The sequence below is a fragment of the Hymenobacter sediminis genome (assembly GCF_003231285.1).
Lineage (GTDB): Bacteria > Bacteroidota > Bacteroidia > Cytophagales > Hymenobacteraceae > Hymenobacter > Hymenobacter sediminis.
On sequence record NZ_QKNS01000006.1, the window covers coordinates 219175 to 245496 of the forward strand.

General features: G+C 56.7%; 38 protein-coding genes and 1 tRNA gene. 11 read left to right on the top strand and 28 right to left on the bottom strand.

Going from position 1 to position 26322, the window contains the following annotated elements; all coding sequences use genetic code 11:
- The first annotated feature begins 29 nt into the window (after positions 1 to 29).
- Positions 30 to 677, top strand: a complete 648-nt coding sequence (locus tag DNI29_RS16825; RefSeq protein ID WP_110979292.1) for a flavin reductase family protein — start codon at positions 30 to 32, stop codon at positions 675 to 677.
- On the opposite strand, the gene DNI29_RS16830 is transcribed toward DNI29_RS16825, so the two are convergent.
- The 7 genes from DNI29_RS16830 to pdxH all read right to left on the bottom strand — a co-directional run bounded on the left by DNI29_RS16830 (position 671) and on the right by pdxH (position 8100).
- Positions 671 to 1942: a hybrid sensor histidine kinase/response regulator gene (locus DNI29_RS16830; protein WP_162303645.1), complete on the bottom strand. Its 1272-nt coding sequence runs from the start codon at positions 1940 to 1942 to the stop codon at positions 671 to 673. The genes DNI29_RS16825 and DNI29_RS16830 overlap by 7 nt on opposite strands.
- 11 nt (positions 1943 to 1953) lie before the next feature.
- Positions 1954 to 2400, bottom strand: a complete 447-nt coding sequence (locus DNI29_RS16835; RefSeq protein ID WP_110979294.1) for a response regulator — start codon at positions 2398 to 2400, stop codon at positions 1954 to 1956.
- Positions 2401 to 4716, bottom strand: a complete 2316-nt coding sequence (locus tag DNI29_RS16840) for an ATP-binding protein (protein WP_110979295.1) — start codon at positions 4714 to 4716, stop codon at positions 2401 to 2403. It abuts the gene before it with no gap.
- Complete coding sequence (locus DNI29_RS16845) at positions 4695 to 5264, bottom strand: biliverdin-producing heme oxygenase (protein WP_110979296.1); 570 nt, start codon at positions 5262 to 5264, stop codon at positions 4695 to 4697. Before DNI29_RS16845 ends, DNI29_RS16840 begins: the two co-directional genes overlap by 22 nt.
- A gap of 122 nt (positions 5265 to 5386) precedes the next feature.
- Positions 5387 to 6010, bottom strand: coding sequence for a Maf family nucleotide pyrophosphatase (locus DNI29_RS16850; protein ID WP_110979297.1), 624 nt, complete (start codon positions 6008 to 6010; stop codon positions 5387 to 5389).
- Positions 5991 to 7313: a DUF1015 domain-containing protein gene (locus tag DNI29_RS16855; protein ID WP_110979298.1), complete on the bottom strand. Its 1323-nt coding sequence runs from the start codon at positions 7311 to 7313 to the stop codon at positions 5991 to 5993. Before DNI29_RS16855 ends, DNI29_RS16850 begins: the two co-directional genes overlap by 20 nt.
- Positions 7314 to 7449: 136 nt before the next feature.
- A complete protein-coding gene (pdxH, locus tag DNI29_RS16860) occupies positions 7450 to 8100 on the bottom strand; it encodes a pyridoxamine 5'-phosphate oxidase (RefSeq protein WP_110979299.1) in 651 nt (216 codons plus the stop codon).
- A 262-nt stretch (positions 8101 to 8362) separates the two neighbouring features.
- Here pdxH and DNI29_RS16865 point away from each other — a divergent pair, with 262 nt between their 5' ends.
- The 3 genes from DNI29_RS16865 to DNI29_RS16875 all read left to right on the top strand — a co-directional run bounded on the left by DNI29_RS16865 (position 8363) and on the right by DNI29_RS16875 (position 11466).
- On the top strand, positions 8363 to 8929 hold the full coding sequence (locus tag DNI29_RS16865; RefSeq protein WP_110979300.1) for a YqgE/AlgH family protein: 567 nt from the start codon (positions 8363 to 8365) through the stop codon (positions 8927 to 8929).
- Between the two features lie 45 nt (positions 8930 to 8974).
- Positions 8975 to 11236, top strand: coding sequence for a DUF349 domain-containing protein (locus DNI29_RS16870; protein ID WP_110979301.1), 2262 nt, complete (start codon positions 8975 to 8977; stop codon positions 11234 to 11236).
- Positions 11237 to 11393: 157 nt separating this feature from the next.
- Positions 11394 to 11466, top strand: a tRNA-Thr gene (locus DNI29_RS16875).
- A 122-nt stretch (positions 11467 to 11588) separates the two neighbouring features.
- Here DNI29_RS16875 and DNI29_RS24520 read toward each other — a convergent pair.
- The 9 genes from DNI29_RS24520 to DNI29_RS16915 form a co-directional block, all read right to left on the bottom strand.
- Positions 11589 to 11765 carry a hypothetical protein gene (locus DNI29_RS24520; protein WP_162303646.1) on the bottom strand — a complete coding sequence of 59 codons (177 nt, stop codon included), beginning with the start codon at positions 11763 to 11765 and terminating at the stop codon, positions 11589 to 11591.
- Positions 11766 to 12656: 891 nt separating this feature from the next.
- A complete protein-coding gene (locus DNI29_RS16885) occupies positions 12657 to 13199 on the bottom strand; it encodes a hypothetical protein (protein ID WP_110979303.1) in 543 nt (180 codons plus the stop codon).
- Positions 13200 to 13358: 159 nt separating this feature from the next.
- Positions 13359 to 14075, bottom strand: a complete 717-nt coding sequence (locus DNI29_RS16890; protein WP_123823295.1) for a phage tail-like protein — start codon at positions 14073 to 14075, stop codon at positions 13359 to 13361.
- A 60-nt stretch (positions 14076 to 14135) separates the two neighbouring features.
- Positions 14136 to 15017, bottom strand: a complete 882-nt coding sequence (locus tag DNI29_RS16895; RefSeq protein ID WP_110979305.1) for a hypothetical protein — start codon at positions 15015 to 15017, stop codon at positions 14136 to 14138.
- Positions 15018 to 15161: 144 nt separating this feature from the next.
- Complete coding sequence (locus DNI29_RS16900; protein ID WP_110979306.1) at positions 15162 to 16073, bottom strand: hypothetical protein; 912 nt, start codon at positions 16071 to 16073, stop codon at positions 15162 to 15164.
- A gap of 18 nt (positions 16074 to 16091) precedes the next feature.
- The gene (locus DNI29_RS24525; protein ID WP_162303647.1) at positions 16092 to 16268 is read right to left on the bottom strand and encodes a hypothetical protein; all 177 of its coding nucleotides are present in this window, start codon (positions 16266 to 16268) and stop codon (positions 16092 to 16094) included.
- Positions 16265 to 16489, bottom strand: a complete 225-nt coding sequence (locus tag DNI29_RS16905) for a hypothetical protein (RefSeq protein WP_110979307.1) — start codon at positions 16487 to 16489, stop codon at positions 16265 to 16267. Before DNI29_RS16905 ends, DNI29_RS24525 begins: the two co-directional genes overlap by 4 nt.
- 2 nt (positions 16490 to 16491) lie before the next feature.
- Positions 16492 to 17343, bottom strand: a complete 852-nt coding sequence (locus DNI29_RS16910) for a hypothetical protein (protein WP_110979308.1) — start codon at positions 17341 to 17343, stop codon at positions 16492 to 16494.
- Positions 17344 to 17516: 173 nt separating this feature from the next.
- Positions 17517 to 17720, bottom strand: coding sequence for a hypothetical protein (locus tag DNI29_RS16915; protein ID WP_110979309.1), 204 nt, complete (start codon positions 17718 to 17720; stop codon positions 17517 to 17519).
- Between the two features lie 32 nt (positions 17721 to 17752).
- On the opposite strand from DNI29_RS16915, the gene DNI29_RS24530 reads away from it, so the two are divergent.
- The gene (locus DNI29_RS24530; protein WP_110979310.1) at positions 17753 to 17962 is read left to right on the top strand and encodes a hypothetical protein; all 210 of its coding nucleotides are present in this window, start codon (positions 17753 to 17755) and stop codon (positions 17960 to 17962) included.
- A gap of 159 nt (positions 17963 to 18121) precedes the next feature.
- Here DNI29_RS24530 and DNI29_RS16925 read toward each other — a convergent pair whose 3' ends face one another.
- Genes DNI29_RS16925 through DNI29_RS16935 form a run of 4 tightly spaced genes read right to left on the bottom strand, consistent with a single transcriptional unit; the run spans position 18122 to position 20834 of the window.
- Positions 18122 to 19921: a PBSX family phage terminase large subunit gene (locus DNI29_RS16925; RefSeq protein WP_110979311.1), complete on the bottom strand. Its 1800-nt coding sequence runs from the start codon at positions 19919 to 19921 to the stop codon at positions 18122 to 18124.
- Positions 19914 to 20084 (bottom strand): terminase small subunit-like protein, encoded by a 171-nt coding sequence (locus tag DNI29_RS24535; RefSeq protein ID WP_162303648.1) that lies wholly within the window; start codon positions 20082 to 20084, stop codon positions 19914 to 19916. Before DNI29_RS24535 ends, DNI29_RS16925 begins: the two co-directional genes overlap by 8 nt.
- 1 nt (position 20085) lies before the next feature.
- Entirely contained in the window at positions 20086 to 20421 is a 336-nt protein-coding gene (locus tag DNI29_RS16930; protein ID WP_110979312.1) for a terminase small subunit-like protein, read from the bottom strand.
- 29 nt (positions 20422 to 20450) lie between these two features.
- Positions 20451 to 20834, bottom strand: coding sequence for a hypothetical protein (locus DNI29_RS16935; RefSeq protein ID WP_110979313.1), 384 nt, complete (start codon positions 20832 to 20834; stop codon positions 20451 to 20453).
- A gap of 67 nt (positions 20835 to 20901) precedes the next feature.
- Here DNI29_RS16935 and DNI29_RS16940 point away from each other — a divergent pair, with 67 nt between their 5' ends.
- From DNI29_RS16940 to DNI29_RS16955, 4 genes are all read left to right on the top strand, one after another.
- Positions 20902 to 21099, top strand: a complete 198-nt coding sequence (locus DNI29_RS16940; protein ID WP_110979314.1) for a hypothetical protein — start codon at positions 20902 to 20904, stop codon at positions 21097 to 21099.
- A gap of 62 nt (positions 21100 to 21161) precedes the next feature.
- On the top strand, positions 21162 to 21482 hold the full coding sequence (locus DNI29_RS16945; RefSeq protein ID WP_110979315.1) for a hypothetical protein: 321 nt from the start codon (positions 21162 to 21164) through the stop codon (positions 21480 to 21482).
- Between the two features lie 4 nt (positions 21483 to 21486).
- Positions 21487 to 21807 (top strand): hypothetical protein, encoded by a 321-nt coding sequence (locus DNI29_RS16950; protein ID WP_110979316.1) that lies wholly within the window; start codon positions 21487 to 21489, stop codon positions 21805 to 21807.
- Between the two features lie 4 nt (positions 21808 to 21811).
- Positions 21812 to 22147 (top strand): hypothetical protein, encoded by a 336-nt coding sequence (locus tag DNI29_RS16955; RefSeq protein WP_110979317.1) that lies wholly within the window; start codon positions 21812 to 21814, stop codon positions 22145 to 22147.
- 283 nt (positions 22148 to 22430) lie between these two features.
- On the opposite strand, the gene DNI29_RS16965 is transcribed toward DNI29_RS16955, so the two are convergent.
- From DNI29_RS16965 to DNI29_RS16990, 8 genes are all read right to left on the bottom strand, one after another.
- Positions 22431 to 22619 (bottom strand): hypothetical protein, encoded by a 189-nt coding sequence (locus DNI29_RS16965; RefSeq protein WP_110979318.1) that lies wholly within the window; start codon positions 22617 to 22619, stop codon positions 22431 to 22433.
- A gap of 2 nt (positions 22620 to 22621) precedes the next feature.
- A complete protein-coding gene (locus DNI29_RS25150; protein ID WP_262510230.1) occupies positions 22622 to 22747 on the bottom strand; it encodes a hypothetical protein in 126 nt (41 codons plus the stop codon).
- On the bottom strand, positions 22747 to 22911 hold the full coding sequence (locus tag DNI29_RS24540) for a hypothetical protein (protein ID WP_162303649.1): 165 nt from the start codon (positions 22909 to 22911) through the stop codon (positions 22747 to 22749). Before DNI29_RS24540 ends, DNI29_RS25150 begins: the two co-directional genes overlap by 1 nt.
- Positions 22908 to 23063: a hypothetical protein gene (locus DNI29_RS24545; protein WP_162303650.1), complete on the bottom strand. Its 156-nt coding sequence runs from the start codon at positions 23061 to 23063 to the stop codon at positions 22908 to 22910. The genes DNI29_RS24540 and DNI29_RS24545 overlap by 4 nt, the downstream gene beginning before the upstream one ends.
- 3 nt (positions 23064 to 23066) lie before the next feature.
- Positions 23067 to 23393: a hypothetical protein gene (locus tag DNI29_RS16970; protein WP_110979319.1), complete on the bottom strand. Its 327-nt coding sequence runs from the start codon at positions 23391 to 23393 to the stop codon at positions 23067 to 23069.
- A 134-nt stretch (positions 23394 to 23527) separates the two neighbouring features.
- On the bottom strand, positions 23528 to 24010 hold the full coding sequence (locus tag DNI29_RS25485) for a phage replication initiator YdaU family protein (protein WP_498366056.1): 483 nt from the start codon (positions 24008 to 24010) through the stop codon (positions 23528 to 23530).
- Positions 23976 to 24491, bottom strand: a complete 516-nt coding sequence (locus DNI29_RS16985; RefSeq protein WP_110979322.1) for a hypothetical protein — start codon at positions 24489 to 24491, stop codon at positions 23976 to 23978. The genes DNI29_RS25485 and DNI29_RS16985 overlap by 35 nt, the downstream gene beginning before the upstream one ends.
- Positions 24492 to 24697: 206 nt before the next feature.
- Positions 24698 to 25381 (bottom strand): recombinase family protein, encoded by a 684-nt coding sequence (locus DNI29_RS16990; protein ID WP_110979323.1) that lies wholly within the window; start codon positions 25379 to 25381, stop codon positions 24698 to 24700.
- Between the two features lie 122 nt (positions 25382 to 25503).
- Here DNI29_RS16990 and DNI29_RS25360 point away from each other — a divergent pair, with 122 nt between their 5' ends.
- Together DNI29_RS25360 and DNI29_RS17000 are read left to right on the top strand one after the other, a co-directional pair.
- The gene (locus DNI29_RS25360) at positions 25504 to 25845 is read left to right on the top strand and encodes an SH3 domain-containing protein (RefSeq protein ID WP_110979324.1); all 342 of its coding nucleotides are present in this window, start codon (positions 25504 to 25506) and stop codon (positions 25843 to 25845) included.
- Positions 25846 to 25871: 26 nt separating this feature from the next.
- Complete coding sequence (locus DNI29_RS17000; RefSeq protein WP_110979325.1) at positions 25872 to 26126, top strand: SHOCT domain-containing protein; 255 nt, start codon at positions 25872 to 25874, stop codon at positions 26124 to 26126.
- Positions 26127 to 26322 lie beyond the last annotated feature (196 nt).

Genomic DNA, 26322 nt, shown 5'->3' on the forward strand with positions numbered 1-26322 from the left:
AGAAGGGTACTCTTATAACCCTAGTCTTTATGCCTCACTTTACGGCTGCTGATCTTGCCGACCTGGAAAAGGTTTTCCGGCTGAATCTGGTCAATGCCATTACCGGGTTTAAGCCGGCTAATCTGCTGGGCACCACCGATGCGGAAGGCCGCACGAACCTGGCTATTATCAGTTCGGTTGTGCACTTAGGCTCTCAACCGGCCTTGCTGGGCCTAGTCATGCGTCCGCCCAGCGTGCCCCGCCACTCCTATGATAACATCCGGGCTACCCGCTACTACACCCTCAACCACGTGCATACGGGCATTATTGAGGAAGCACACGGCACCTCGGCCAACTTTGAGCGCGAGGTATCGGAGTTCGACGCCTGCGGACTCACGCCCGAGTACCGCGACGGCTTTTTAGCACCCTACGTTCAGGAAAGTCGGTTGCAGATTGGACTGGAACTGGTTCAGGAGCTACCCATTGAAGCCAACGGCACCGTGCTGCTCATTGGCCGCGTACAGCACCTCTACCTTCCGGACGAAGCACTACGCCCCGATGGCTCCCTGAACCTGCCGGCGGCTGACACAGTAGCCCTGAGCGGCCTCGATACATACTACACGGCCACGGCCGTAGCCCGGTACGGGTATGCCCGTCCCGGACAGCCCGTACCCGAACTACCGTTGGATGATCAATAGCTCACCGAAAGTTCATTCGGCAGAAATACCCGAAAAGTGGTACCCTGGTCTGGCTCGCTGTCAACTTCGATATAGCCCCCCTGGCCCTGAACCAACCGGTTCACCAAGAACAGTCCTACACCGGTGCCCTCACTTGCCTGGTGGTGGAACCGCCGAAACAGCTTGAACAACTCCGAGCCGTGGCGCTGCAGATCAATACCCAAGCCGTTATCTGATACCTGCAGTACCACTTGCCCGGAAGTTGGCCAGCTCTGCAATGTTACCTGCGGCAGCCGGTTGGGGTGGCGGTACTTTAGCGCATTGGAAAGCAGATTCAGCAGAATAGTGCGCAAATTGGACCGCACAAGTACTACCTCCGGTGCGGGCTTAAAGTCGCTGCAGACGTTGGCCTGGGTTTCCAGCAGCTGAGGACGTAGGGTCTGAAGCACGTCGGCTGTCAAGTCGGCCAAGTCCACGGGTTCAGCTAACTGTTCCCGTGGTTGGCGCTCCTCCTGCACCACGGCGGCCAAGCCATTAATGGTGGTAGAGAGGTCGCGCAATGATTCATCCACCAAGCGCAGCACGTAGCCCTGCTCAGGGTCATGGAAGGTAGCCGAACGCCGCAGTTCATCAAACAGCCCCTGTAAGTTATTCACGGGCTGACGCAAATCGTGGGAAGCGGCGTACACGAAGTTATCCAGATCGGCGTTGGTGCGGGCCAGTTTCTGATTAGCTGAATCCAGAGCCTGGTTACGCGCTTCTACATCTTGGTAGGCTTGCTGCAACTGCGTATTGGATAGCTGTATTTGCAGGCGGGCATCCGTTAGCTCCTGCAGTGACTCACGGAGCTGCTGGTTTACGGCCTCCAACGCGGTATGGTGCCGGGCCACGTACTGCCGCCACTCATTTTTTTCGATGGCGTGCAGCACCGTTTTGCTCAGCAGCTCCTGATCAAATTGCTGCTTTACCAGATAATCAAGGGCGCCATTGTTAAGGGCGCGCACGGCCAGCTGCTCACTGCCGCCGCCCGTAATCATCACCACGCACAGCGTATCGGCCGGCGCCTGCTGCTGCAGTTCCAGCAGTAAGGTCAGCCCATCGGTATCGGGCAGGTTGTAGTCCAGCAGCACACAGTCGGGCTGGTAGGTGCGGAATGCGGCTACCCCCTCTTCGCCCGAGGATGCTTCATAAAGCTCAAACGGCTCCTGCCCGGCATACTTGCGCAGGTAGCGTTTGTAGAGCATGCGGTCTTGCTCGTTGTCGTCAACTACTAAGATTTTCTTCACCCCACTCATCCTTAGCTCAACGGGGGCAGCTCTGAAGTTCCCAGCCAGTAGTTGACCAGCAGGCGCGCTTTCTCTTCCAGGGAAGCGTACTCAATAGGCTTGGTCAGGTAGCTGTTGGCGCCCAACCGGTAGCACTCCTCAATATCGCGGGTGTTGGACGAAGTACTGAAAATGATAACCGGAATCGACTGTAGCTGTGGATCCTGTTTCAATATTCCAAGTACCGTCCGGCCATCGGTGCCGGGCAGGTTGAGGTCAAGCAGCACAAATGCAGGCAGGGTCAGGGGCCAGCCCGCACGTTTTCCATAACCCTGCAGATACTCCAGGGCCTGGTCGCCATCTTCGCAACGCAGCAGCGGATTGGCCAGAGCCTGCTTGCGGAAAGCACGACCCAGCGCGGTAAAATCCTCTACGCTGTCTTCCACCACTAGGATGGGCTTGAGAGATGAGGTTATCACTTATAAATGCTTTGAAAGAGAGAAATAAAAGGTGGATCCATGACCTGGTACGGATTCCACCCACAATTCGCCGTCGTGGCGCTCAACCATTTTGCGAGCAATGGCCAGCCCGGCTCCGGTACCACCGCCGTATTTGTCCTGCGCGTGTAGGCGCTTGAAAATCCGGAAAATGGTATGGTGATGGCGCGGATCAATTCCGATGCCATTGTCGCGCATGTATAACACAAAGTAGTCCTGGGGGTTCCCAGTACCGCGCGGACCTCGGGTTGCGGCCGGGGCTATCCCAATCGTTACCTGCCCTTCGGGCGCGTCATGATAACGCATGGCGTTGGTCAGCAGGTTGGAAATAATTTCCTGCACCCGCACTTTGTCGCACCGCATTACGGGCAGCGGCTCCGCAATGGTAACGGTGGTTTGCAGCTGCTCTAAGCGGGGTTGCAGTAGCTCCAGCACTTCGGCTACTACCCCGTTCAGGTCTGTCCGCTCAACGCTCAGCTCTTGGCGCCCTACCCGTGAAAGCTGCAGCAATGACTCAATTAGGGACTCCATGCGCTGGCTAAGACGCACCAGGGTTTCCAGCTTGTTTACGCCTTCGGCATCCAGCTGGTCAGCGTAATCTTCCAGCAAGAAGATGGAGTAGTTGTGAATCCCGCGCAACGGCTCCTTCAGGTCGTGGGAGGCCACGTAGGCAAAGGAATCGAGTTCATCGTTGCTGCGCTCCAGCTCTGAGTTGAGCCGGCTCAGGGTAGCCGCCCGGGTTTGGAGCTCATTGAATATTTTGAGGCGAACATCGGAGAGGTGCAGGCGAATTTCTTCGGCAGCAGCCAGCTCCAGGGGCCGCCAGGGCGCCGACGTATTATCCACGAGCTGCCGCCAGGCCTCGAACGACTGTCGGGGCGAGAGGAACAGCTCCCCATCCTTCATGACTTCCGCCTTCTGGGTTTTGCCAGCCCACGTTACGGTTTGCACCAACTCGGGCCGAAACCAGATGATGTAGTCTCCGGGGTCTTGCGAGAGAGAAATAGCCAGAATGCCGCTGGCCGTGCCGCGCAAAGCTACCCCCGCGGGATTGTGCTGCACGTAGGAGTTAGTGTGGAATACGTCTTCCGCCACGTTTTCCTGCAGCCACTGGGTCAGTTCCTGAATCTGGTTAATAGTGGGGGTAGCCCCCAGGGTAATAGTAGAGCCCTCGAAGCAGATGGCTGCCCCGCCACAGTTCAGCACATCCTGAATGGTAGGCGTGTGCTTGTAGAGCCCTTCTATGAAGTTGGTCTGCCGGCTGATCTGCTCGAACAAACGGACCTGGGTTTCACGGATGTGCAGCTGGTAGGCATAGTCATCGTGCTGCTGCTTGGTAGCCAGCAGAGCCGAAAACGTTTTGCCAATAAATAGGCACAGCTCGCGCAGTTCATAGCTGATCAGGCGCGGAGTAAGGTGGTGGCAGGTCATCAGCCCCCACAACTTACCCTCCTGAATAATGGAGATGGTCATGGTGGCCGCTACCCCCATGTTGCGCAAGTACTGCAAGTGAATGGGCGACACGCTGCGCAGCACGGCGTGGGTCATGTCGGGCGGGCGGGCGGCCGTGGGGTGCAGCACGGGCACGAGCGGCGAAGGCACGTAATCTACATCCGGAATAAAACGCAGCCAGTTTTTGAGGTAGAGAGCCCGGGCCTGCTGCGGAATATCGGTAGCCGGATAGTGAAGTCCCAAGAAAGGCTCCAGATCCTCGCGCACAGCCTCGGCTACTACTTCTCCGCTGGCGTCTTCGGCAAAGCGATATATCAGCACCCGGTCGAAGCCCGTGATGGAGCGAATCTCATCTGCGGCGCGCTGGCAAAACTCCAGCACCGAGGTAGCCGTCAGCATCTGCCCCAGGGCCACATTCAGAGAGGGTAAATCGAGCACGCTGGTCGCCGTTTCAGCTACGGGCTCAAACTCCAGCCACAGCAACTCGTCGAAGCGGTGCAGAATCAGCTTGTAAAACGGTTGACCCGGCACCTGATCGAGGCGGACACCCAGCAGCTTGGCAGTTTCCGTGAGGGTAGGAAACTGCTCACGGATGTCGGCTACCTGCTCCAAGCTAAGCAACTGCTCCAGGCCGCCGCCCAGCAGCTGTTGGGCCGGCATTCCCAACAAATCACCCGTGTTCTGGCTGGCGTGCACAATGCGGCCCGTACTCTCTGCGAGGCACAACAGAAACCCGTACGGCTGCACCGAGCCGGGAATATGAATGGGCTCCCGGTCGCAGTTAGTTAGGGTAACGGGCGCATTAATCAGACGCTCATCGGTGTTTAATAGGGCTGCTCGATCCACGCGTGTAGCTTTTGAAAGGTAACAACGGCCGAGTGCACGATTTCAGCCTGATCATCGGGGTGGGTTGCGGCGGCCGTCAGCAGCCCACAGAATTGTTTCCACATGGAGCCCGTACGCTCAGCATAGCCAGTAAAGTACGTGCGGGTTGAAATGCCGGATTTAGCCAGTTGCCGGGTAATCACTTGTCCGCCCAGCGTAGAGCCTTCCAGCACGTACATGGCGCCCAGCAGTTGAGGCCAAGTGCGTAGCGGCGGCATATCGGGGCAAAGCGGCAGGTCGGCTACCGCGGGTAGATCCTGCGCAATTAAGTGGGCCCGGTGGCGGGTGGCTACCTCCCATTCTGCCGGGAAGGGGTACGCGTCCAAAGCGGCCTCGTAGGGCTTCAGAAACCCATACAGCTTGCTCAGGAAAAACTCTGTAGCCTGTGGGGTAACGTTACCGGCCGACAGGGCCTGGTTGAAGGCATTCTGTTCCAGCGCTTCGTGATAGGGCTGCGTTTCGAGGCGCAAGCGGGGCAAAATAGAGGCGTTATCAGAAACAGGAACCATACAGGGAGAGGAAGCCGGAAACGAAACCACGAATTACGCTATTCTTGCGCAAAATGCCCTATCAACAGGCATCGTCCGGCAGTGTTAGTGCAGGTTTTCGTTCCAAAATTTTTTTACCCCGACTACCCTACCCCCACGGCTCCCAACTTTTCCAGCTCCTCCCATACCCGGTGCACCGGCAGGCCCATCACATTGAAGTACGAGCCTTCCAGGCGGGTAACCGCCACCATGCCAATCCAGTCCTGAGCCCCGTAGGCGCCGGCTTTGTCCAAAGGGGAATAGGTAGCAACATAATGCTCGATTTCCGCCAGGCTAAGCGGACGGAAGTACACCCGCGTCTGGTCAGAGAAGACCACCCGGCGGCCGTCGCCGTGAAGCAGGCACACGCCCGTGTACACTTCATGGGCCCGGCCCTGCAGGCGCTGCAGCATCTGTACAGCTTCGGCGGCATCAGCGGGCTTATTCAGCACGGCATCATCCAGGCACACAATGGTATCGGCGGTAATTACCAGTTCATCCGGGGCTAGGTCAGGGGCGTAGGCGGCGGCTTTGTGTGCGGCCAAGTATTCGGCTACTTCTGCCCGCACCAGCTGGGGCGGAAAGCTTTCATCCACTTCCCGCAGGCGCACTTCATAAGCCAGCCCCATATCCAGGAGCAGTTGGCGGCGGCGCGGCGAGTTGGAAGCCAGCACTAGCCGAGGGCGGGCGGAAGGCTGCAAGGAAGCGTTAGGAGCGGAAAGCGGCATAAAAGGGGGCGGCAGATTCTTCGTCGCGGATGCTGCTAAACAAAAACCCACCAATGGTTTTAGGATAGAAGAATGTGGACTTAGGGGGCATGACGGCCCCGGAGTGACATACGCGCTCCACCTCGGCCATGGTCACCTCGTTGGTAATCAGGGCCGCGCGGGCTTCTCCCCGATCCACCCGACTTAAGCACTCGGAAAAGGCGCGCACGTACGCCACGCCGGGCCATTGCCGCTGGGCTTCCGGCCCCACGATGCCCAGCGCTTTTTCCAGCACGAAATAGTGTAGCACCGTCAGGTCGAGGGCTTTTACTTCGGGGGTGGTGTCCCACTCGAGCTGGGCGTGCACTTCGGGCCGCAGCCGGAGCTTGTAGCTTTGCCCCTGCCCTAAGTACAGACCAAACGCCCAGGGCTTGCCTGCAATGCGCTCGGGTAGGTCATACGGGTCGTCGAGGGGTAGCAATGTAAAGTAAGGAGCCAAGCGCTCCAGCAACTCTTCAGGGCTCAGGTCGCCGGGAAGGTCCAGCAGCAGACGGTGGGTAGGCAGAATGCGCAAATCATCGGCGGCGGCGTTGGTCAGGTACATCAGGTGGAAGTTCCAGGCTTCCTGCCCCGTGTATCCGTCGCCGGCGGCGGCACGCCGGGCTTGCCGGTACGCCAAAGAGCCTTCGTAGCGGTGATGACCATCCGCCAGAATAACCTCGCGGGCGGCTAACACTTGCTGAAACCGCCGGATGATGCGCACATCCTGAATTACGGCCAGCACGTCGCGGGCTCCCTGGTAATCTTCCTCCGTCTGGTAGAGGGGATTTAGCATGGCCTCATCTAGGTAGCGCTCCAGTTCGAAGTCGTCGTCGCGGTAGAGGCCGTGGGTAGCACTGGTTTGAAACTCGGTGCAGGCCAGCAGTTCGGCCCGGTCGTTCACGGAAGCTGGCAGGGTGTTCTCGTGGCGCAGAACCACGTTTTCGCTCCAGTCAGTGGCCCGGATATGGCACATGAAGCCTTTGCGGCAATACTCGCGGGAGCTACCCGGCAGGCGGAAATACTGGTAGTAGGCATAGATGCCCGGCAGCTCGTCCTGCACCAGCACGCCCTGCTCCTGCCACTCACGCAAGCGCTGGCGGGCGGCTTCCCCCGGGTTTTCGCCCCGGGGCACCGACAAGTGGATACTATTGAACGGATTGCGGTACAGTGCCTCCCGCTGCTTCGGCGACACTACGTCGAACAGGGGCGAAACGTATTCGTCAATCTGCAGACTCAGCGCAGCATTGTAGCGCCAGCCCCGCACAGGTTGAATTTCAGCCAAATCTTTAAGGAATAAACAAACGAGCAGATCAGGAGGCAGAAGACTTCGTAGCGCCCAGAGGGTAGGCGATGAGAGCGGGCACGGTGCTTTCCCTACCCCTTCTTCCTGCCCTAACCCTCTTGACAGACACTTTGCCTCAGGGCGCCAAACGGCTCAGCCGCCACTCCAGGCCTACCCGCTCAAACACAATCCGGTCGTGGAGACGGGAAGGGCGGCCCTGCCAGAACTCCACGCGCTGAGGCAGCAGTAAGTAGCCTCCCCAGTGTGGGGGCCGGGGTAGCGGCTCCTGATCGGCAAACCGGCTAGCTACCTCCTGCTCCCGCTCCGCCAGTTCCTCGCGGCTCCGGATGGGCTGGCTTTGGGGCGAGGCCCAGGCGCCTACTTGGCTGCTGCGGGGCCGGCTCTGAAAATACTCCGTGGATACCGATTCCGGCGCTTTTTCTACCCGGCCTTCTACCCGCACCTGCCGCTCTAACCCCGGCCAGAAGAAAGTCAGAGCCGCCAGCGGCGAGGTGGCCAGCTCCTGCCCCTTGCGCGAGTCGTAGTTGGTGAAAAACAGAAACCCCTCGTCGTTGGGCAGGCCCTTAAGCAACACCACGCGGGCGGCGGGCTGCCCGGCTTCATTCACCGTGGCTAGGGTCATGGCCGTGGGTTCCTCTACCTGAGCAGCAATGGCTTCATCCAGCCAGGCCCGAAACTGGCTCACAGCATTAGGATGCACATCGGTTTCGGTGAGGGTACGCTGCGAGTAGGTCTGGCGCAGGTCGGCCAGTTGCTGGTCAGTCATGGCAGGGTAGGAATTGAGCACAAGACAACGGCCGGCAAGGGCATAGCCGCCGCTTTGCAGCAGCCGGAGTTACCCTAAAACAACCATTTCGGGCGCAAGGTAGCATAATACGCCCGGGCCGCGGAACCTCTGCCCCCCTGCTTCGCGTACTTTCTCCTACCAGGAAGGCAGCCGCGCCTTTCGGGCCAACAGGTATCTTTCCCTGGTGCCATCCCGCTTTTGTTTCCTCAACGCGCCCTCCTTCACCAATCCTCCGTGTATCATGCCTCGTCTTCGTCCTGGTAGCTTACTTATCTCCCAGCCGTACCTGGGTGACCCCAACTTCGAGCGCACTGTGGTGCTCCTATGCAGCCACTCGGAGGAGGAAGGCTCCTTCGGCTTGGTGCTGAACCGTCCGGCTACCCTGCAACTCGGCGACGTGCTGGAACTACCCGGCGGCAATGTACTGCCCGCTGCACGCATTCCACTTAGCATTGGCGGGCCCGTGCAGCCCGATACGCTGCACTACCTGCACCAGGTGCCGGAGCTACCCCAAGCCGAGAGTTTGGGACAGGGCGTGTACTGGGGCGGCGAGTTTACGCACTTGCTGGATCATCTACTGGCCGGCAACATTTCGCCCGAACTGGTGCGCCTTTACGTAGGCTACTCCGGCTGGACGGCCGGGCAACTGGCCGAAGAGGTCCGGGAAAATGTCTGGATTGTGCATCCCAATGCTGCCGGGAAAGTATTTACTTTGGACACGGATGCCTTCTGGCAATCCATTTTGCGCGAAAAAGGCGGCCGCTACCGTGTGCTGTCAAATTACCCCACTGACCCCCGCCTAAACTAAGCGCCCCACGCACCCCTGCTGACAGGGGTTCTTCTGCTGACTTCTATGCTACCCGAACAAGACGCCCCTACCCCCACCGATTCCGGCAACGATACCGAATCGCCTCAGAGCATTCTGGAGCGCCGGCTGGCCGAAATACAAGCTCGGCAGTCGCCTACCCCCAGTGATATTACGGAACGGCCGGCGCAAGTAAGTGCCCCTCCGGCTCACGAGCCCGTTGGGGCCGGAACGGCGGAAGCTCCTGCACAAGCGGCTTCCGCCTCTGAGGCAGCGGCTACTCCTGAGCCCGTTTCGCCCCCTGCTCCTACCCCCGAAGTTTCCGCTGAAGCCGCTCCTTCGGCCGGCGAGGTCCGCTCGGCGGCCCATTATGGCACAACAACGCCTACGGAAACTACTACCCCTGAAAGCCAGCCTGAAGAGCCCACCTCGGCTGAAACGGAAACCCCGCATGTTACTCCAGTTGTAGACATTGCGCCTACAGAGACCGTAGAAGCCGCCCTAGAGCAGGCCCCTACGGTGGGCTCGTTGCCTACCTCCTCTGATGCGCCGGCAACCACCGAGGACGACGAGGAATACGTGCCCGAGCAGCCAGCCACCGACTTTGCTACCCTCACTTTATCGGAGCAAGCCGCACATTTGAGCGCCCTGCTGCAGCGGTCCGATGCTCGCCAAAACCGCAAGCAAATATTTGATTTGCACCGCCAGTACGAAACAGCTTTGCAAACTGACCGGACTACCGCCCGTCAGCAGTTTGCAGACGGTGGGCAGCCAACCGAAGAGTTCAGCTACGCTACCCCAGCTGGCCATCAGGAACTCACCAAAGCCTTACAGGATTTCCGTGAGAGCCGCGCCCGTGAGGCCAAAAATGAGGATGAGCAGCGCGCCAAAAATTTGGTACACAAGCAATACCTCCTGGGCCAACTGCGCCAACTGGTAGAATCAGCCGAAACCAAGGATAGCTCGGCTCGCATCAAGGCCCTGCAAAATGACTGGAAGGCCACGGGGCCAGTGCCGCAGAAAGAAGCCCAAGAACTGTGGAATAACTACCACGCCTTGCTGGATATTTACTACAACAACCGGGGCCTGTTCTTCGAAATGAAAGAGCTGGACCGGCGGCGCAACCTGGAAGCCAAGGAAGCACTGATTGTCCGGGCAGAAGCCCTGCAGCAGCAGTCCAGCATTAATAAGGCCTTGCAAGAGCTGCGCCAGCTGCACGAAGAGTGGAAGCACATCGGCCCGGTTCCGAACGAGCAACGCGAAACCTTATGGCAGCGTTTTCTGCAGGCCTCCGAGCAAATCCATGATCGTAAAAAGGAATTCCTGACGGCCCGGCAAACGCAGGAAAACGCCAATTTGGAGCAGAAAACCGCTCTTTTAGAGCAGCTACGCCCCTTTGCAGAATTCCAGACAGAGCGCGTAAACGAGTGGCGCGCTAAAACCGATGAGCTACAGAAGCTAAAGGAAGCCTGGGATGCCGCTGGCCTGGTACCGCGCGAGAAGGCAGAGGCTATGAACAAACAGTTCTGGAGCGCCTATAAGGGCTTTTTCCAGCGCAAAAACCAGTTCTTCAAGGCCCTTGATGAAGAGAAAAATGCTAATCTTAAGCGCAAGCTTGAGCTTTGCGAGCAGGCCGAAGCTGCACTGCAAAACCCAAACTGGGAGGAAGCACGGGAAACCGTTATTCGCCTGCAGAAAGAGTGGAAGTTAATTGGCCGCGTACCCGAAAAGCAGTCAGATAAAGTCTGGAACCGCTTCCGCTCCGCTTGCGACTCTTTCTTTGATCGGAAGAAGGAGGAAACCCGGCAGCGAGAGCAGCAGGCCCACCAGCTCAGCCAGGAACAGAGCCAGCACTTAAACCAAGTGGCGGAGGTAATAGCCTCGCTCTCGGCCGACCAGCCTGGCACCCTGGAGGGCTTCCGCGAGCAGATTAGCCGGTGGCGCGCCTTTGATGGCGCCACTCGTCACGCTGATCGGGCCGAAGAGAAGTTTCAGGCGCTAATGGGCAAATATCTGGATGCCGTACCGGGCCTCTCCTACTCTGAGCGCACTGATTTGCTCTTTAACCTACAGATAGAGCGCCTGAAAACCGGCCCCGATGCTCAGCAGCATCTGTACAAAAAGGAACAAACTCTACGACGCGAAATCAATGAGCTGGAAAACGATATTTCCACTCTAAAAACCAACTTGGAGTTCTTCGCCCGTTCTAAGAATGCCAACCAATTGCGCGAGGAATATCAAGGCCGTATCACGGAAGCTCAAAGCCGAATTGACAGCTTGAAAAAGCAACTTCGCATCATCCGGAGCTAGCCCATATTTATCACGGAAGAATAAAAAAGCCCTCAGCAGAAGACTGAGGGCTTTTTTTATTTATCGATGGCTCAGCCACTTACTTTATTTCAACTAAAAATACTGTTAGATTTTTTTGCCACTTTAGATCAGACTACTACTTTTGTGCCACCTCAATGCCTCCTTAGCTCAGCTGGTAGAGCAACTGACTTGTAATCAGTAGGTCGTTGGTTCGATCCCGACAGGAGGCTCACAGGATTTAAAACCCGTTGTAAATCAATGATTTGCAACGGGTTTTTTCTTGGTGTGCCCGTTAGTGTGCCCTTTTGCTCAAAAAGCCTCTCCTACCCTACCCTGTTTACCGCTCAGGCAATTAAATTAGCTCGGCATATGCTTCCAGCTGGGAGCTGCTGCGGAAGGTGTGGCAGCTGTGCACCAGGTTCATCTCGGCATCATAGTAGAGCTCGGCAAAGAAGCTGCCCATGTGGTAGAGGTTAATGTAGTCACATTCCTCTCCCAGGCGCGTGGCCAGATACGTACCCTCGAACACGACTAGCCCGATCTAGGCATTGAGGTGCAGCAGGTTACACAGCAACTTTACGCAGACCATAGACAATCACTCTCGAGGGGATACTTGCTTTCAATATATCCTCGGTGCCCATTCCGTAGCACGATGGGCGTCCAGCCCGCGGTATGGGGCATGCCGACTTCTAATCCTACGGTGTCCCCCGCTCTTACCAGGTCATAGGGAATGTTAGGGTAGACTAAATCCCGATAGATATCGGCATCCGCCATGACTCGGACGGGGTGATCAAACCTGCGTTCGGTCCTGCCACAAAAAGCCAGCAAAAAGTCAGATAGAGTAGGCGCTTCACAGCCCCGAAGCTAGCAAACCAGGGCCCAACTTCCCAGCAGCAAAAAGCCCCGTAGCCCGCGCTGCACCAACCAATATGTGATCAGGACAAATTAGAAGTGCCACCACTTCTTCTTAGGTTTAGGAGGCCTATTGAAAACGATAGGAATACAAGCATACAACGAGTAAACCGAGTCTTCAAGGCCATTATCAAACTGTTTGCTGACTTTGGCATATGGGTATACCCTATTTCCATCGTCAAACGCTACGGCGACCTGCCCGTCGTCATCTCTCATTCACTGACCACCATACTGCTCAATGATACTCTGCCCAAGGAAGGCAGCACAAGAGTTTATAAGCCCCTCCCATTGTTCTTGAGGGATGTGCGGCTTGTTGCGTTCAATGAACCCCTCTAAAAACCTTACTCCTTCGGCGTTATAAGATATTTTTAAGTTTGTCTTTACTGTCTCAGCTAGGTCCTTTAGCTCCTGCATAGTTTTATATTAATGTCTCAAAAGAGTAGGGCATAGATACGGATAAATGTGGAGCGTCCACGCACCGGGTGTTATCGCCCCTAGCAGAACGAGTTCAAGTTGAATTCATACTCCAAATTGCCCACACATAGCATTCTGCATGCTCCTGATTTGGATTGTTTTTAAGTAGTTCGTCCTTGATTGTGTACGCCTTCTGGTATGTTTCAATTAGTCCATACTTGTTAAGGTCGGCTGGCAGAAACGTTTCATCAAATCCTCCACAATTGGTGAGAGCACTTATATAACCTTGTGTTGCTACTAAATCGTATCCTACGAAATTGAAGTTAGGCAATTGGATTTTTTCACATTCATCCACAGGTTCCTTAACCATTGCCAGCACACGATAATCTGTAGGATTTGCTTCTGCTATCTTTTCCTTTAAGTACTGAAGACTGTTATATCCGTCTGGGCCGTCATCTTCCCAAACAATATAATCTACGTCTTTCTCATAGTCGAAATCTGTTACTGAAGGGCATAGTAAAGGGTCTATGGAGATAACTTCTTCCAGATGAAATAGCTTGCTCCACTCTGTGTAATTCGCCCATGCCTCTTCATCATATGGGCCAAATTTTTCGACAGCTTTATACCGAAATTCCATAGCGAACCAGCAAAAGGAAAGAACAAAATAGCCTGGCCGAGTAGAAAGCGTACCTTCAGCACTCAACCACCTATAGCCACAACGATACGAAAAAGCCCCGACCTACTGTAGGCCGGGGCTTTTGGTTTTACCTCCCGATAACGTACATATGGCTACTGCTTAATGCAGTGGCACCCATTTACCCGTTTGCGTGTAGGCTAATCGAAATTGTAGATCATCGGGGGAAACGGGTGCAGCACCTTCAACTTGGCCACCTGCATAAGGGTTTGTGTTTTGCTGCATAGCCGCGAGTTGCCCACTACTGGTGCGTTTCACCTCAAATGTATAGACCTGATTGGCTGTCAGTACAATGCCTGGCGGAAGTCTAAAGGTAATGGCGGGGCTGGGGTAGTCTGTCGTGAGTCTAACCGCCTGTGTCACGCTGCCTAGCAACATACCAGCCGTTCCACGACCCGTGTACACCAGTACGGTTAGATCATCGGTAACAGCGCTGCCAGTATTTAAGCCGAGATACAGCGTGACTTTATTCAGCACCCCATTAGCTGGAGCCGTAAAGCTTTGCCTTATCCCCGAGGTACCATCGAAGTATGTTGTTTGGCTATTTTGGCTAGGCTGGTCAATACTAGCGGCAAGGCTAGCGCTTCGATACCTGTAAACAGTATTCGTTGTAGTGTTAAAAACCAGCTGCCCTAGTTCACCTCCTCCAAGAACCTGTATCTGCGCCGTCGTTAGTCGCGGCAGTAGCAGCCCTTGGGTAGTATTCTGGACGTCCAATGCGGCGCTACGGTTTGGGTTGGTGGTGCCAATCTCTACCGATTGAGCACGAGAGGGCAGATAAATGCCAGTAAAGGCGGCCATTAGGTAAAGGTGTTTCATTAAAGCATAGGTATAACCGTGACAAAACTACGCATATATGTACGCACGAGCTTAAAAGAACTAAGGTGTAGTGGGCTGTGTGTATAACTCCTGCTCATACCATTCGCGCCCTGTTGCCCCTGGCTCCGGAGCTATCAGGAAGGACGGATGCAGCCGCAGCATTTCCACCTCCACACTGCGCACCGAGGTGAACTCCGAAATCTTGCTGATGCTGAAGTAGCCCTGCAGTACCTCATCCCATGCTGGAATAGTGGGCTCGGCTAGGAAGTCGGTAATGTCCCGAGCACTCAGCCGGTACCGCTCTTTCAGAAAGCGCGTCTCGGTGAGCATCGCTCCCAGGCCCGCCCAGGCCACGGGCAGGATGTATGCCTGCGCATGCAGGCTCAGCCCCTTCTCCGCTTCCCCGAAATAGCTGATGGGGCCGGTCACCGTGCGCCGATGCATGCTTTCCTCTAACGTGAAGCGCTGCGTTTGCTCACTGGCCAGCGTCAGCCGAGGCCGCGGGCTACCCTCATCATATTCAGGTTCGGCAAACGGGTCTTCGTTTTCCCGCAGCTTATAGGAGGCAACGTGTAGCAGGCCCGGCAGGCTGGCACTGCGTTCGGTAGCAGCAAACGGCAGTGTGGCCATGGTGTAGGTAGCGGGCAAGGTTTCGTCCTCGATGCGTAGCACCCCATCACCATAGCCTTTCTTCACGCTCTCATCTTCCGCCCACTTCAGTAGGTTCTGTTGCCCGAAGCTCCCGTAGCGGTAGGCCACACTACGGGGCTGGCCTTGGGGCGAGTCCGGAGCATCCCGTTTGCTAGTCCAGTCGCGAGCATACCTTGCCTTATCCAGCACGGCCCGCGACGGGCTCAGCGTAATGCGGTCCTCATAAGCATCGGTTTTCACCGAAAACCCACTGACCTGCACCAGGTCTTTGAAGAAGTCGAGCTGCTTCATGTCCTGGGGGTAGCCAATCCGAGAGGTTCACATCGGCACCCAGTGGTTGCTCTGGCAATACTGTCACCTCGAACTTATCGACTGTAATGCTTTGCCCCTTTACCCGAAACACCTGATCCTGAAAAATCTGGTAGCCCCACTTGTCTATTGGGGCCGAGCCCACGCCGCTAAGCACAGCACGGCCGTCAGCCGGTCGCCGGCTTTAAGCAGCCTATCCGCATTCACGCTGACCGAGAACGGATTCGTTACCCCATCCTCAAAGTCGCTCATTTCTACGGATGCAGCCCCCTCGACTACGCGCTTGCCATTCACATGCAGCTCTACCCGGGCCTGCGCTTTGCCCAGATGGATGCTGGAGTACACCAGCTGCACGACGGTACGGGCCTCTACTTGCACCTGCATCACCTGATCGGCAACGAAGGCATACGTAGCAGGGTCATAGATACCGGGAATTGTAGGCGAAATGGGCGTCACAGTACCTATATCGCGCGTGTAGTCATCAAAGGGGATGGTTTTCACTACATCGGAGCGGTTGCTGTCTGGCGCTCCATCATCGTAGTGGTCTGGCCCCAAGCCCACACGCAGTTGACAAGCCTTGATAAATGCCTCGTTGTACCTAGCTGGCTCTACGGCCGGCATCAACATCTTAAGCAGTGGCCCATTATACGGATACTCTACCACAAAGCCCGCCTCAGTGGCTAGTTGCTCCAGCACCAAACGGGCCGAGAGCGTCGGCCACAGATCATAAGGCGAAACGCTTTGCAAATCCAGCGGCTTGCCTCGGTCCAGCAGCTCATAAAACCAGCCATTGGCTTCGGCCCACGCCGTCGTAGCCCGCTGGGCAATATTGTCCAGGGTGCGGGCGTGGGTGAAGCGCGAAAAGTCCAGCTCCGAGAGCTTCTTATCCCCCAAAGCCTCGACAAAGCGCTTGTTGCCGGCTACCAGTTGCAGCTGATAATTGCCGCCCTCGTAGCCCTTCAGGATCAACCGCGCGCGGGGCATGATTTCCACGCCTTCACTGAGCAGGGTCACGTTTGCTAGCGACTTGTAAGGCATGCGCTTCGTGCTACTATCTCATGCCGCTTGGCCAAGTAGCTGATGATTGTGGCTGGTGCCGGGCACCGACACTTCCGGCGAGTAATCCGACTGGATGGTATCGGGCTTGAGCAGGTCGGAGGCCTTAAACGAGGGCAATAGGGCCGTATCAGGACTCAGGCCTACGGCTACGCCGTTGATAAGAAGTTGATTCATTGTCCCTGCACGAGCTGAGGCCGGGCCTCGGTGAACGAAATAGTAGCCTCATAGCGCCGGCGCCCTTCGCGGTAAGCGGGGAATGTCCCGGCCTTCAGCACAATGGCTACCCACTCGGTACCAGGGCCTTCCGGCTGGTACCAGGCCTGCACAGCGCGGCGCAGGGTGCGCAAGCCTTCCACAAAGGCTTTTTCCGAAAACACGCCCGAATAGGCTTCCACTGTTACCTGCGAGGCTGCCCGGCTGCTGTAGCGCAGCTCCTGGGTTTGGGCTTCATTGTACCTTGGCCTTCGCCCACCTCGTCGCCGTGCACGGGCTGCCCACTAAACACCCAGTAGCCAAAGCCCCCTTCCGGCGAGAGCCAGGCCACGGGCAAGCCATAGCGAGGGCAGGGCATATAGATGTACGCCCCACCTCCAGACAAGCCAGGCCCACCTTTTACCGCTTCTACCGTAAAGTCTGCCCGTAGTCGAGATACCTGGTACTCATAGCCCGGCCACAGTGGTAGAACGTTGCCAAACGGGCTGAGCTTGCGTCCGGCAACATACGCTACCAGCTGCTCGGTGCTGAGTACCGAGTTCAGCGCATACCCCTGGGCAATAATCTGCCCGCCCATTGTGAGCTGGTAGCCCACGTACACATCTTCGGTTTGCGCCGTGAGGCTGTTCAGGTCAAGCCGCCGGCTGCCACTGCTCAGCAGCGCCCCCACTTCCGAGCGCAAATACGGTGCTAGGTTAAGCGTCGCTACACCGGAGGGGGCAACGGTTGCCCGCACGGCCGATACGAACGTGAGCGGCCTGTTGGCAGCCAACGGGTGCCCCTCGGGAAAGCCCGCGTACAGGTCGGCTTCCACGAAGGCAGGGGCTTCTTCTGCTTGGGGGCTAACAGTTACGGGAATGCCGCCCGGCGCCCAAAGCCCCGCCCAGATTACCTCGGGCTCTGGGTCCGGATCAGGGTCGGGCTCTTCACCGCCACCACCGCCGGGAGGCACGTAGCCACAGTCAACACTGTTGGGTACGGTTTCCAACCGGGCATAGGGCGGCTCCAGCGTGGCGTAAAACCTTACCTGCGTCATGCCTTCACACCGCTGGCTGATCGGCTCGTCCGGCGCGCTGGCGCTGGTTGGCCGGCAACGGGTTAACCAAATTGGTACCAGCGGGAAGCACATACTCTCTCAGTGTGCGAGTAGCCGCATGATAGTACACGTCTACTGTTACCCCGCCTGCAGGCTCAAACGAATCAATCTGATTACCTGAGGGCGGATTGCCAGTACCTGTCATCGGAGCCGTTTTCGTGCTCGTCCTTGCCGTAGAAGCACATGGCTTCCTGCGTGGTGATGCTGCTGCCCTTCAGGCGGGAAGGCATCAGAAACAGGTGGGCCTGCGGAAAGGGGGCGTTGTAGTTGATGTTGGCCTGGGTTTCGAGGTAGGCGACAATTTCGGCGTGGGTCATAGTTTAGTTCGTGTTGGCTGCTACCTTGGGGCATGCTTCGGTTTCTGCGGTTTCTGATTGTGTACCCGCTGCTAGGGCTGGTTGCTATCCTATTTCTTGTGGGTATAGTGGAGCGGATCACCAGCTTTAGGGGCCTGCTTACCGTGTTCAGCTACTTCCTTGTATATGGCTACCCGATTTATGTTCCAATTATAGTGCTGGTAGCTCTGAAGAAGTGGTTGGATAAAAAGCCTAAAGCGTAACGCTATTGATTGGGGTAATACATTCTGTAGAACTCTACTTGACTTTCTCTCGGCGAATGGCTGTGAGGCGCTTTTGGTAGGCAGCGCGGGCCTGCTCTAAGCGAAGCTTGCGGTACACGGTCTCGGCATCGAGCTCATAGACCTGCGCCCAGCTTAGCCTCAAGCTGCTTGCGAGGGCGTCCGTGGTGAGGGTTTGCCCAAACCGCTCAGAAAGCTCCTCCAGCCCGGCTTCGACCTCTTCATCGTCGGGCTCGGCAGCGTCTTCGGGGTCTGCGGCGTGGCGCTGATGGAAGTCAGCCACGCCGCGTACATAAAAAGCACGTCGCTCAGGCACTGGCCTACAGGCTCCTGCAGGATGGCCTGCCGCATCATCTCTTCCTTGCCCTGGTCATTGCGGCTGTACACCTCCCGGCACCGGTAGAGGGCATAGATGTAGGGCTCATACCAGATGTCGGGCTTGCCCGGGTGCTCCTCAAAATACTGATTGGCCAGCACCAGCTGCCCGTAGGTCGCGGCTCCAGGGTCACCCAGATCAAGCGACACCGGGGGCTCCGGCGTTTCCGCCGTGAAGGCCAGCAGGTTCATCAGGTACTGGGCATCGGTCCAGACAAGCCTGTCTAGCTGCTGCGGGGTGATGTCTGCGAGCACGCATACCGCAGGCTCATCAGAGCACTGGTAGTCGATGTACTGCTGCAGGCTCACGTCCATCCACGAGGTCGGCACCTGCAGGGTGATGACTTCGGCGCCGTCAGCGGTGGTGAGGGTAAGAGGATAGTGCATTAGCGAACGATAGAGGGTTGAGCCGAGCGGCGACAGGGCAGTGAAAGAGCGGGCAGCGTGGCCAGGGCAGCGCAGGTCATCCATGCCGTGGTTGAACTTGTCGATGGGCACGTTGGTAGCCAGGCCCGTTGCCTTATCCACCTTCCACTTGTAGCTGTTGAATTCCTTGCGCAGGTTGGTGCTGGCCCGGGTGATATTGATCTGGTAGCGCTTGAGGCTGCTGATGCCTACCCGAATAGAGTCCGGGCCTTTTGCGGCAGCTTCCACCGGTAGCCCTAGCCCCTGCAGTTGCTTGATGCTTTTCGGCTCAGCCGAGTCGGCTACAGTGCGCTTGCGGCGGCTTTGGGGATCGACTGCCAGTAACTCCCGATAGATGTCGGTATTCTCCAAGCCTGTGTCCCAGAGCATTTCCTGCACCCACAATTCTCCGTCTTGCGTGTAGAGGTCTATCGCAGTGGTCGGGTCGTTGGTAAAGCCAAAGTCCAGGCCCCGGGCCAGGAACTTGGCATCGACTGGAATGGCATCTACCAGGCTAGTCTTGCGGTAGATGATGCCTTCAATCTTGCCGGTTAGGCCGCGGGCATACACTCGCCATAGCTCCTCATCTTCCTGCTTGATGGACTCGATTTCGGCATGCTCTGCCTCGCTGAGCCACAGGTTATGCCGGTGGTCGGAGATAATGAGGCGCACACCCGGTTTGCCGATCAGCTTCTCGTGCGCCCAGAACTCGGAGGTCGGGTTGTAATCGAGTAGCACCTTGAAGCGAGTACGCTGGGCCAGCTGCCAGTAAATCTGATAGCTGATGCCGTTGGCCTCGTTTACAAAGAGCACATCCCGCTTACCGTTCTTGGCACCCTGCTCCGTTTCGTAGCTAGTGAACTCAATCAGGCTTCCATTGTGGAAGCGGATGACGCGCTCGGTCTGGTTCCAAGAAGCGATATAAGGCTTGAGTGCCGGCGTGCGGGCATGAATGGTCTCCATATCCCGATACGCCCCGCGCTTGAGGTTGGGGATGGATTCCCCTACTACCGTAATCATGAAGCCCGGCATGGTGATGGCGAACCAGAGCAGCAGCTGGCAGATGGTATAAGTCTTGCCGCTGCTGGTGCCGCCTTGGTTGACGAGCACCTTCTCGGGTGCGTTTAGGTTGGCTAGGTAGAGGGGGCCAGCGTCAAACATCCTGCACCTCCTTTTCTAAATTGCTCAGCGGTGGCGCTCCTGTGAATATGCAGATCTCGGGTACTGGCAGCGGCTTACCATCGCCATCCGTAAGCGCCAGCTTCTCCCCGTATTTCTTAGGCAGCACCTTCGAGGCGTACCATTTGCGCGCATCGATGCGCATTTTAGAGCGGCTGGTTACCTCCTTCCTCCACATTGTATTCCTTATCCCCCTTGGTGATGGTCATGTAGTCATTGCTGCCGTCATCGGCTATGTCCATGATCTCATCCACCAGGGTTTCGGCCTGCACCTTTCGCGCACGCGCGTACTGGTCTTGAAATGCGGCGTAAGGCCCGTTCTCTTCATCCTCCTTGGCCAACCAGGACATCACCGTGCCCTTGGCGGGCAGGCCTTTCATCTCGCAAATACGGCGCAGGCTCATGCCCTCCATCAGCAGCAGCCAGATGCGCTGAGCGAGTTCTGGGGTGAGCTTCGTAACGGGGCCAGGTGAGGTGGGCATAGCCCAAAGCTACTCCCAGTGTAGTGCAGCTATCCCGGTAAAGTACACCCCTTTGTTTTCAGTACCCCCACTACCTCTTGGAGTTGATACAGCCCAGGTGTAGCGGCTACTTCCTGGCCCAGCAGCAGCTTTACCCGCTTACGTATCTGGGTGCCATCGTGCATGGCATCTTTGGTGATGTGGTGGGTGGTGATGAAGGCCGGGCGGGTGTTGGGGGTATAGGTAAGCGGCTTGCCCACACGGGGCCGGATATCGAGGTACCACATGCCGCCCCGGCGCGGTGGCGGAATCAGGTCTACTTGGTGACCGGCTTTGATGCCGAGCTGGGTGCAGAGTTCTTTCGATAGCAGGACGCGACGGTTTTCGGAAACAGATAAGGTGGGTAAGTAGACAGCGTTAGGGTTCCGGGGCATGTGAGACAGGGAGACGTAGTTGGAGAAATAAATCCGGATATTGAAGGCGTACTTAACTGCTTATAGGATGATGTTAGAAGAACAAGAGGGAGTAGGACAGCCGGATGCTATGGAGGAAGATTCTTCCTTCCTGCCCAAGCTGGAAGACTTGGCGGCGTTGACGGGCTTATTTAATCCAGAGCGCATCGTGCAGGAACTGGATGAGTTGGATGAGCTGGAGCATCCGCCTCTGAGAGGGGCACAGAGCGACGGGAGCGAGCAGTAGCGGAGTTCGTGGCACGGAGTTGGCGCGAGGCCGCTGATCTGTTGTCCTTATTCCAAAAGCGTATGAAAAAGCTATTCTGTGTGATGGGGTGTCTGGTGCTGTTAAACAATTCACCTGCGTGGGCACAGGGAGATAAGCCCAGTGTGATTGTGGTGCGCACTTCGGAGTCGAACCTCAAGCTCTTTATTACGACCGCTCGTGGAGAAGATAAACCAGTGATGGAAGAGTTTAAGTTTACTTACAAGGAGTACTCTGAGCAGGTGACAGCCAAGTATCAACAGCTCATTGCCTCTTACCTGGAGCAAGGCTTTGTGCTGCAGAGTATGGCGAGCGCACCGTATCCTGGCCATACATTTATCTTCATCAAGGCCCCAAGACCCTAACACGATGAAAAAACTATCCTATGTAGTGGGCTTCCTGTTGCTGCTGAGCAGCTCACCAGTCTTAGCGCAAGGAGAGCCAGAAATTGCCGTGGTGCGGATCGATGTATATGCGGCTAAAGTGATCATTACTCGAGGAGAAGGGAAAAGCGAGGTCACGGACCTCTCTCTGTCGAACTTTGCGGTAGAGAAGAGAGCGGTGCAGGTAAACGAAGTTTACTACGCCACCCTGAAGAAGCTCCAGCAGGAGGGCTATGTGCTGAAAGAGCGGCTCAATGCAAGTGAGTCGGCTTCCACGCTGCTCTTCGTCAAGGCCCCAAAGCCGTAACCCTATGAAAAAGCTATTCTTCATGCTGGGTTGCCTGCTGGTGCTGAGCAGCTATCCAGTAATGGCTGTGGCAGATGATCCGGCAGTGGTCGTGGTGCGCATCTTTGAAAGCAGGGCAATTCTGGAGTTCACCGTTGTGCGGGGTACTGGTCAGCCCGAGTATTACAAGTTTGAGAGCGGCATCAGTACAAAAGACATGGCTGCGGCAGGTACAGGCTACCAAGAAGTTCTCTCTAAGCTCTATGCTCAGGGCTATGTGCTACAACAGAGCCTGGAAGGAATGCAGAGTGAGAGTTGGAAGCTGCACACCCTCATCTTCATTAAGGCCCCGAAGCCGTAACTACGCGCAGGGCTTCCTCTACCGTATCCACGACGTGGTAGGGGGAGCCCCGCCACTGGGCCCGGAAGCGCTCCTCCCCTGCCGTGAGCTGGCGTTTGCTCGGCGGCTGGCTGGGGTCCTTTACTTCGATGAGGAAGGTGCAGCCGCGGTAGCCGACAAGCAGATCGAAGCAGTTCTTGAGCTGGTAGGTGTAGAGGATAGAATAGCCAACCAGCCCGCAGCGCTTTCACGACTGCGGGCTGGTTGGCATCGACGCGGGAAGCAGTGCGTAAGCCCATGCTAACTACTCTGCTTTCTGGCAAGCGGCGCACCCATCACAGCTTAGCGGGCTACAGGGCGGCTGGCTGGGAATGCCCGCAGCTACTACCGGCTGCATCCAGGGCAGATCAATCGGGTGCTTCCGGGCCAGCAGCACGCCAGCCTTGGCATCATGGCCGGGCGTGGGCACCGGGCGCAGCTTCTGGGCGGCCATGTCTACCAGGGCTTCCAGATCATCATGGGGAGTACCCCCGCACGGCTGGAGACAAGGGCATCTTCCAGCACCAACAGGGCTTCATCAACAGATTCAGGGGTGTACAGCGGTTTGGAGGTAGTGCTCATCAGGTAGCGGTATGGGGATTGTTGGATTGTTTGCGGGCCTTGATTTCGGCTTTGATGAGGGGCAGCGCTTGCTGATCGTTGGGGTAGAGCCGCTCGAGCTTCCTGAGCCGAGCAAGGGACTCGGTGCGCAGGCGGTCCCTGATTTCGTGGGACGTGACTCTCACGCGGCGGGCGCTGCTGGCAGCTGCTGGTGTGTGGCCTTCTCGGCTTCTTCCAGAGCATTGCGCTCGGCCGTGCGGCTCTCCAGCCAAGCCAGCTTCTCGCGCTGGTAAGCCTCTTCCTCAAAGGAGGGGGCCGCTTCCTTCACCGCCGCCACGAACTACTGAGCCATTTCCGCCGGCATCTGCGAGAGCATATCCGGGGCAGGGGTAGCCTTCTGCTGCCGGTGCTCAGCCTCCAGCTCCACGGCCTTGACCGCGAAGTACTTGTCGAGAATGTCCATGACCACGGTACCTGAGAGGGCGTTGTAGAAAACGCGGCCGTTCCACTTGGCTTCCTTCAGGGCCAGCATGATATCCTTCAGGCTGTCGTGGCTGTATTTGGCCAAAATCATTTCGGCCGTTTCAATCAGGTCCGCGGCCTCCATGCCTTCTTTCACCTTGAGCGAGCCCTGAAACGCCTTCAGGGTGAAAACCAGCAGCTTCATCAGCTCTTTTCCCCAGGCTGCGGCGCACCTGAAACAGCTTCGGTGAGGCGTAGGCCATGGTGCGGGTCAGACCCGACTGGATATCGACCAGCAGCAGCTTCATCTTACCCAGCTCGCCTTGTCCGGTGGCTAGGCTAATGGCCGTACTTGCTCTCAAAGTACTGATCAACAGTTGCTCCAAGGTCGGAGAGGGATTCGGCTTTGTGGCCAGAGCGGGGCGGATTTCCATGTCCGGTAGGGGCATAGGGAGTGGACTGATTGCGTTTGTAGACTTCGTACTTGGCCGGCGTGTCGTCGAAGACCAGGCCGGTGTAGCCGTTGCTGATGGCTTTGTCGAAGAGTAGGTGGCAGAAGCCTTCGTCGAAGGCGGCCAGCTTGTCGTGCAGCTTTTGCTGGGACAGGGGCTTGAGCTTGTCAAGCTTGCTTTGGCGGTGGGCGAGCCACTCATCCCAGTCGGCGCGGAAGGTATCGGTAGCCCAGGCCGGAAACTGGAGCGGCGCGGCACCCGCCCCCCTGGTGTGCGAAGCCGACGCGGTCGGGTCTTCAGGGACTACCTCAAAAATTGAATTGGACGAGGCCCCCTCATTTTTTTTTCGCGGCCAGCGGGCCGGCGTCAGCCGCGCCCCCTTTTTGGTTTTCTTCTTTTCCTAAAGCACTATTCTTTTCTTCTTCTTCTTTATAGGCACCGGAAAAATTTCGGTCGTCGTGGGAAGTTCGAAGCGCGAACTCCGCTACTTGACCGGAATTTTTCCGGTCAAGTAGCGGAGTTGGAGCCGGTTGACGACCGGAAGTTTTCCGGTCGTCGTTCGTGAATAGCTCCTCAGAAGAGTATAATTCCCAGATAGCCGACTGAAGGCGGGTACCTGCCGTGTAGCGCAGCAGGCCGCGCTCTTGCAGGCAGACAGCCATTTTGAAAACCGTCTTCTCATCCATGCTCAGGTCGGCGGCTACCTGCTTGGTAAACCGGCGCAGGGTCTTGCTCCAGCGGGCTGCGTTGAAGCGATTGAGCCAATAGAAATAGAACTTCGCCGCCGCTGGGGGAAAGGGCTGTTCAGCTTCGAGCTGCCAAAACCGATTTTGAAGGGCGAAGAAGTCCATGGTGCGCAGGGTGGGTTAGCGGTAAACGCCGGGGCTATCGGCGTGTAGGAAGCGGTTCGGTGCGGCGTTCATGGTGTGGCGACGGGATTTGGTAAGAAGGCGGCTTGTATTTCGGGATTACTATGTTCCCCCATAAGTACAATGCGTTGAGATAGAGCCGAAAGAGCCCCGCTACAAGTCGCAGCGGGGCGGGTAGGCTTAGGCGACTAGCTGCTAATTGAGCTGGAGGTAGTTTTTGCGGGCCTCTTTGGCGGAGAGTACATCTGTATCAACTGCCAGGGGCAGGCCTTTCCCTGCCACACATTGCGCAGCTCATCGAGCGTATTGGCTTCTTTGAGCAAGTCCAGCACGTAGGCTTTTTCTAGCGGCTCATCCTCTTTGCTTGGGTCGGCACCAGCGGGTACTACCTGGGGTTGCGAAGCCGGCGCGGTGGGCACGGATGCGGCCGGCGGAGTAGGGCGCGGCTCAGTGGCCTGCGGCTCCGGATTTCGTTTGCGGTCAAAGTCATCGGCCTCATCTTCCCCGTAGGCGCCGGCGGCGTACAGGTTCGAGAGCTTAAGCACGGCCCGGCTCATGGCCCGCTTTTCGGCCATTTCCAGATAATACTTATTCTGGCTGGTGTCCTTGCTGGCAGAGCCGAAGGTTTCGATAGTGGTGAACTTCTGGCCTACGGGCTTCTTGGCAATGGCCTTCACGGCCGAGTAATCGGCCTGGGCAGCACAGATTTCGTAGGTAATGCGGATGCCGACAGCCGCGGCTATCTTCTCGATACCGGTGCGGCGGATAATGGTATAGTGCTGGTGCTTGTGGACATCTTCGCTCAGCAAGCCGTATTCTTTGAATAGGCAATTCAGCTTATCGCGCTGGGACTCTGTTTTCTGATTATCCATTATGTTTGCGTCTGTTAATCGGGTTATGTGAGAATGCCTGATTGAGACTGTGTGTGGCGATACACTAACCAAACAACTTAAATGTCCTTCAGTATTTCTCCCCTTCGCTCCGAGAACGGGGAATGGAAAGTGAACTGGCTGCCCCTTGTAGGTGGGTCTTTCTACTAAATATCGTTATCACATTGCTGCTCATTTACCTGTCCAGCCATCAGCTACGGCATGTCGCTGCCGTGAATCATCCGAATGTGCCGGTCTATTCAAAGGCCAGCACGACCGATACCAGCTCTCACGTGGTAGGCACGGTCACGCTTGGCGACACCGTAGAAGTCCACTCGCTACAGGCTAACGGTTGGTGCCAAGTCACGCTTCCGGGTACTAGAGTGATAGGGTATCCAGGGATACCGGGCTATATTCAGTTGTCCTTCCTATCAATGTCAGACTCTACTAAAGCCGCTCTGCTATAATCATTACGTTTTACTTAATCTCTCATATGCTCTTAACCCTACTCTTATTAATGGGTGGTATCGGTGGTACTAAGTTACTCATCATCATGTGCCTACTATTGGTGTTGGTCTTGGCTGGCATCTGGCGCCTACTTCGCCCGGCCAAGCCGACCGTCATCGTGCAACAGCCTAGCGGTCCTGTATCTGTAGCGGATGAGTTGCTCAAGCTCCAGCAGCTGCACCAGCAAGGTGTACTCTCAACTACCGAGTTCGAGGAGCAGAAGCGGCGGTTGTTGCGGTAGCACCGAGCCTCTTTCTCTATTAAGACCACAGCCCCGGCCAATGGTCGGGGCTGTGGTCTTAATAGCCAGCATACTATACTGTGTTTCTCACGTGCCTAGCCTTCCATAGCTACCCAACTGCAGTAAGTCTTTCGTCCTATAGCAAAGGTGGTGTACAGTAGACCCAACAAAACAGCCCCGGTAGTTCCAATTAATG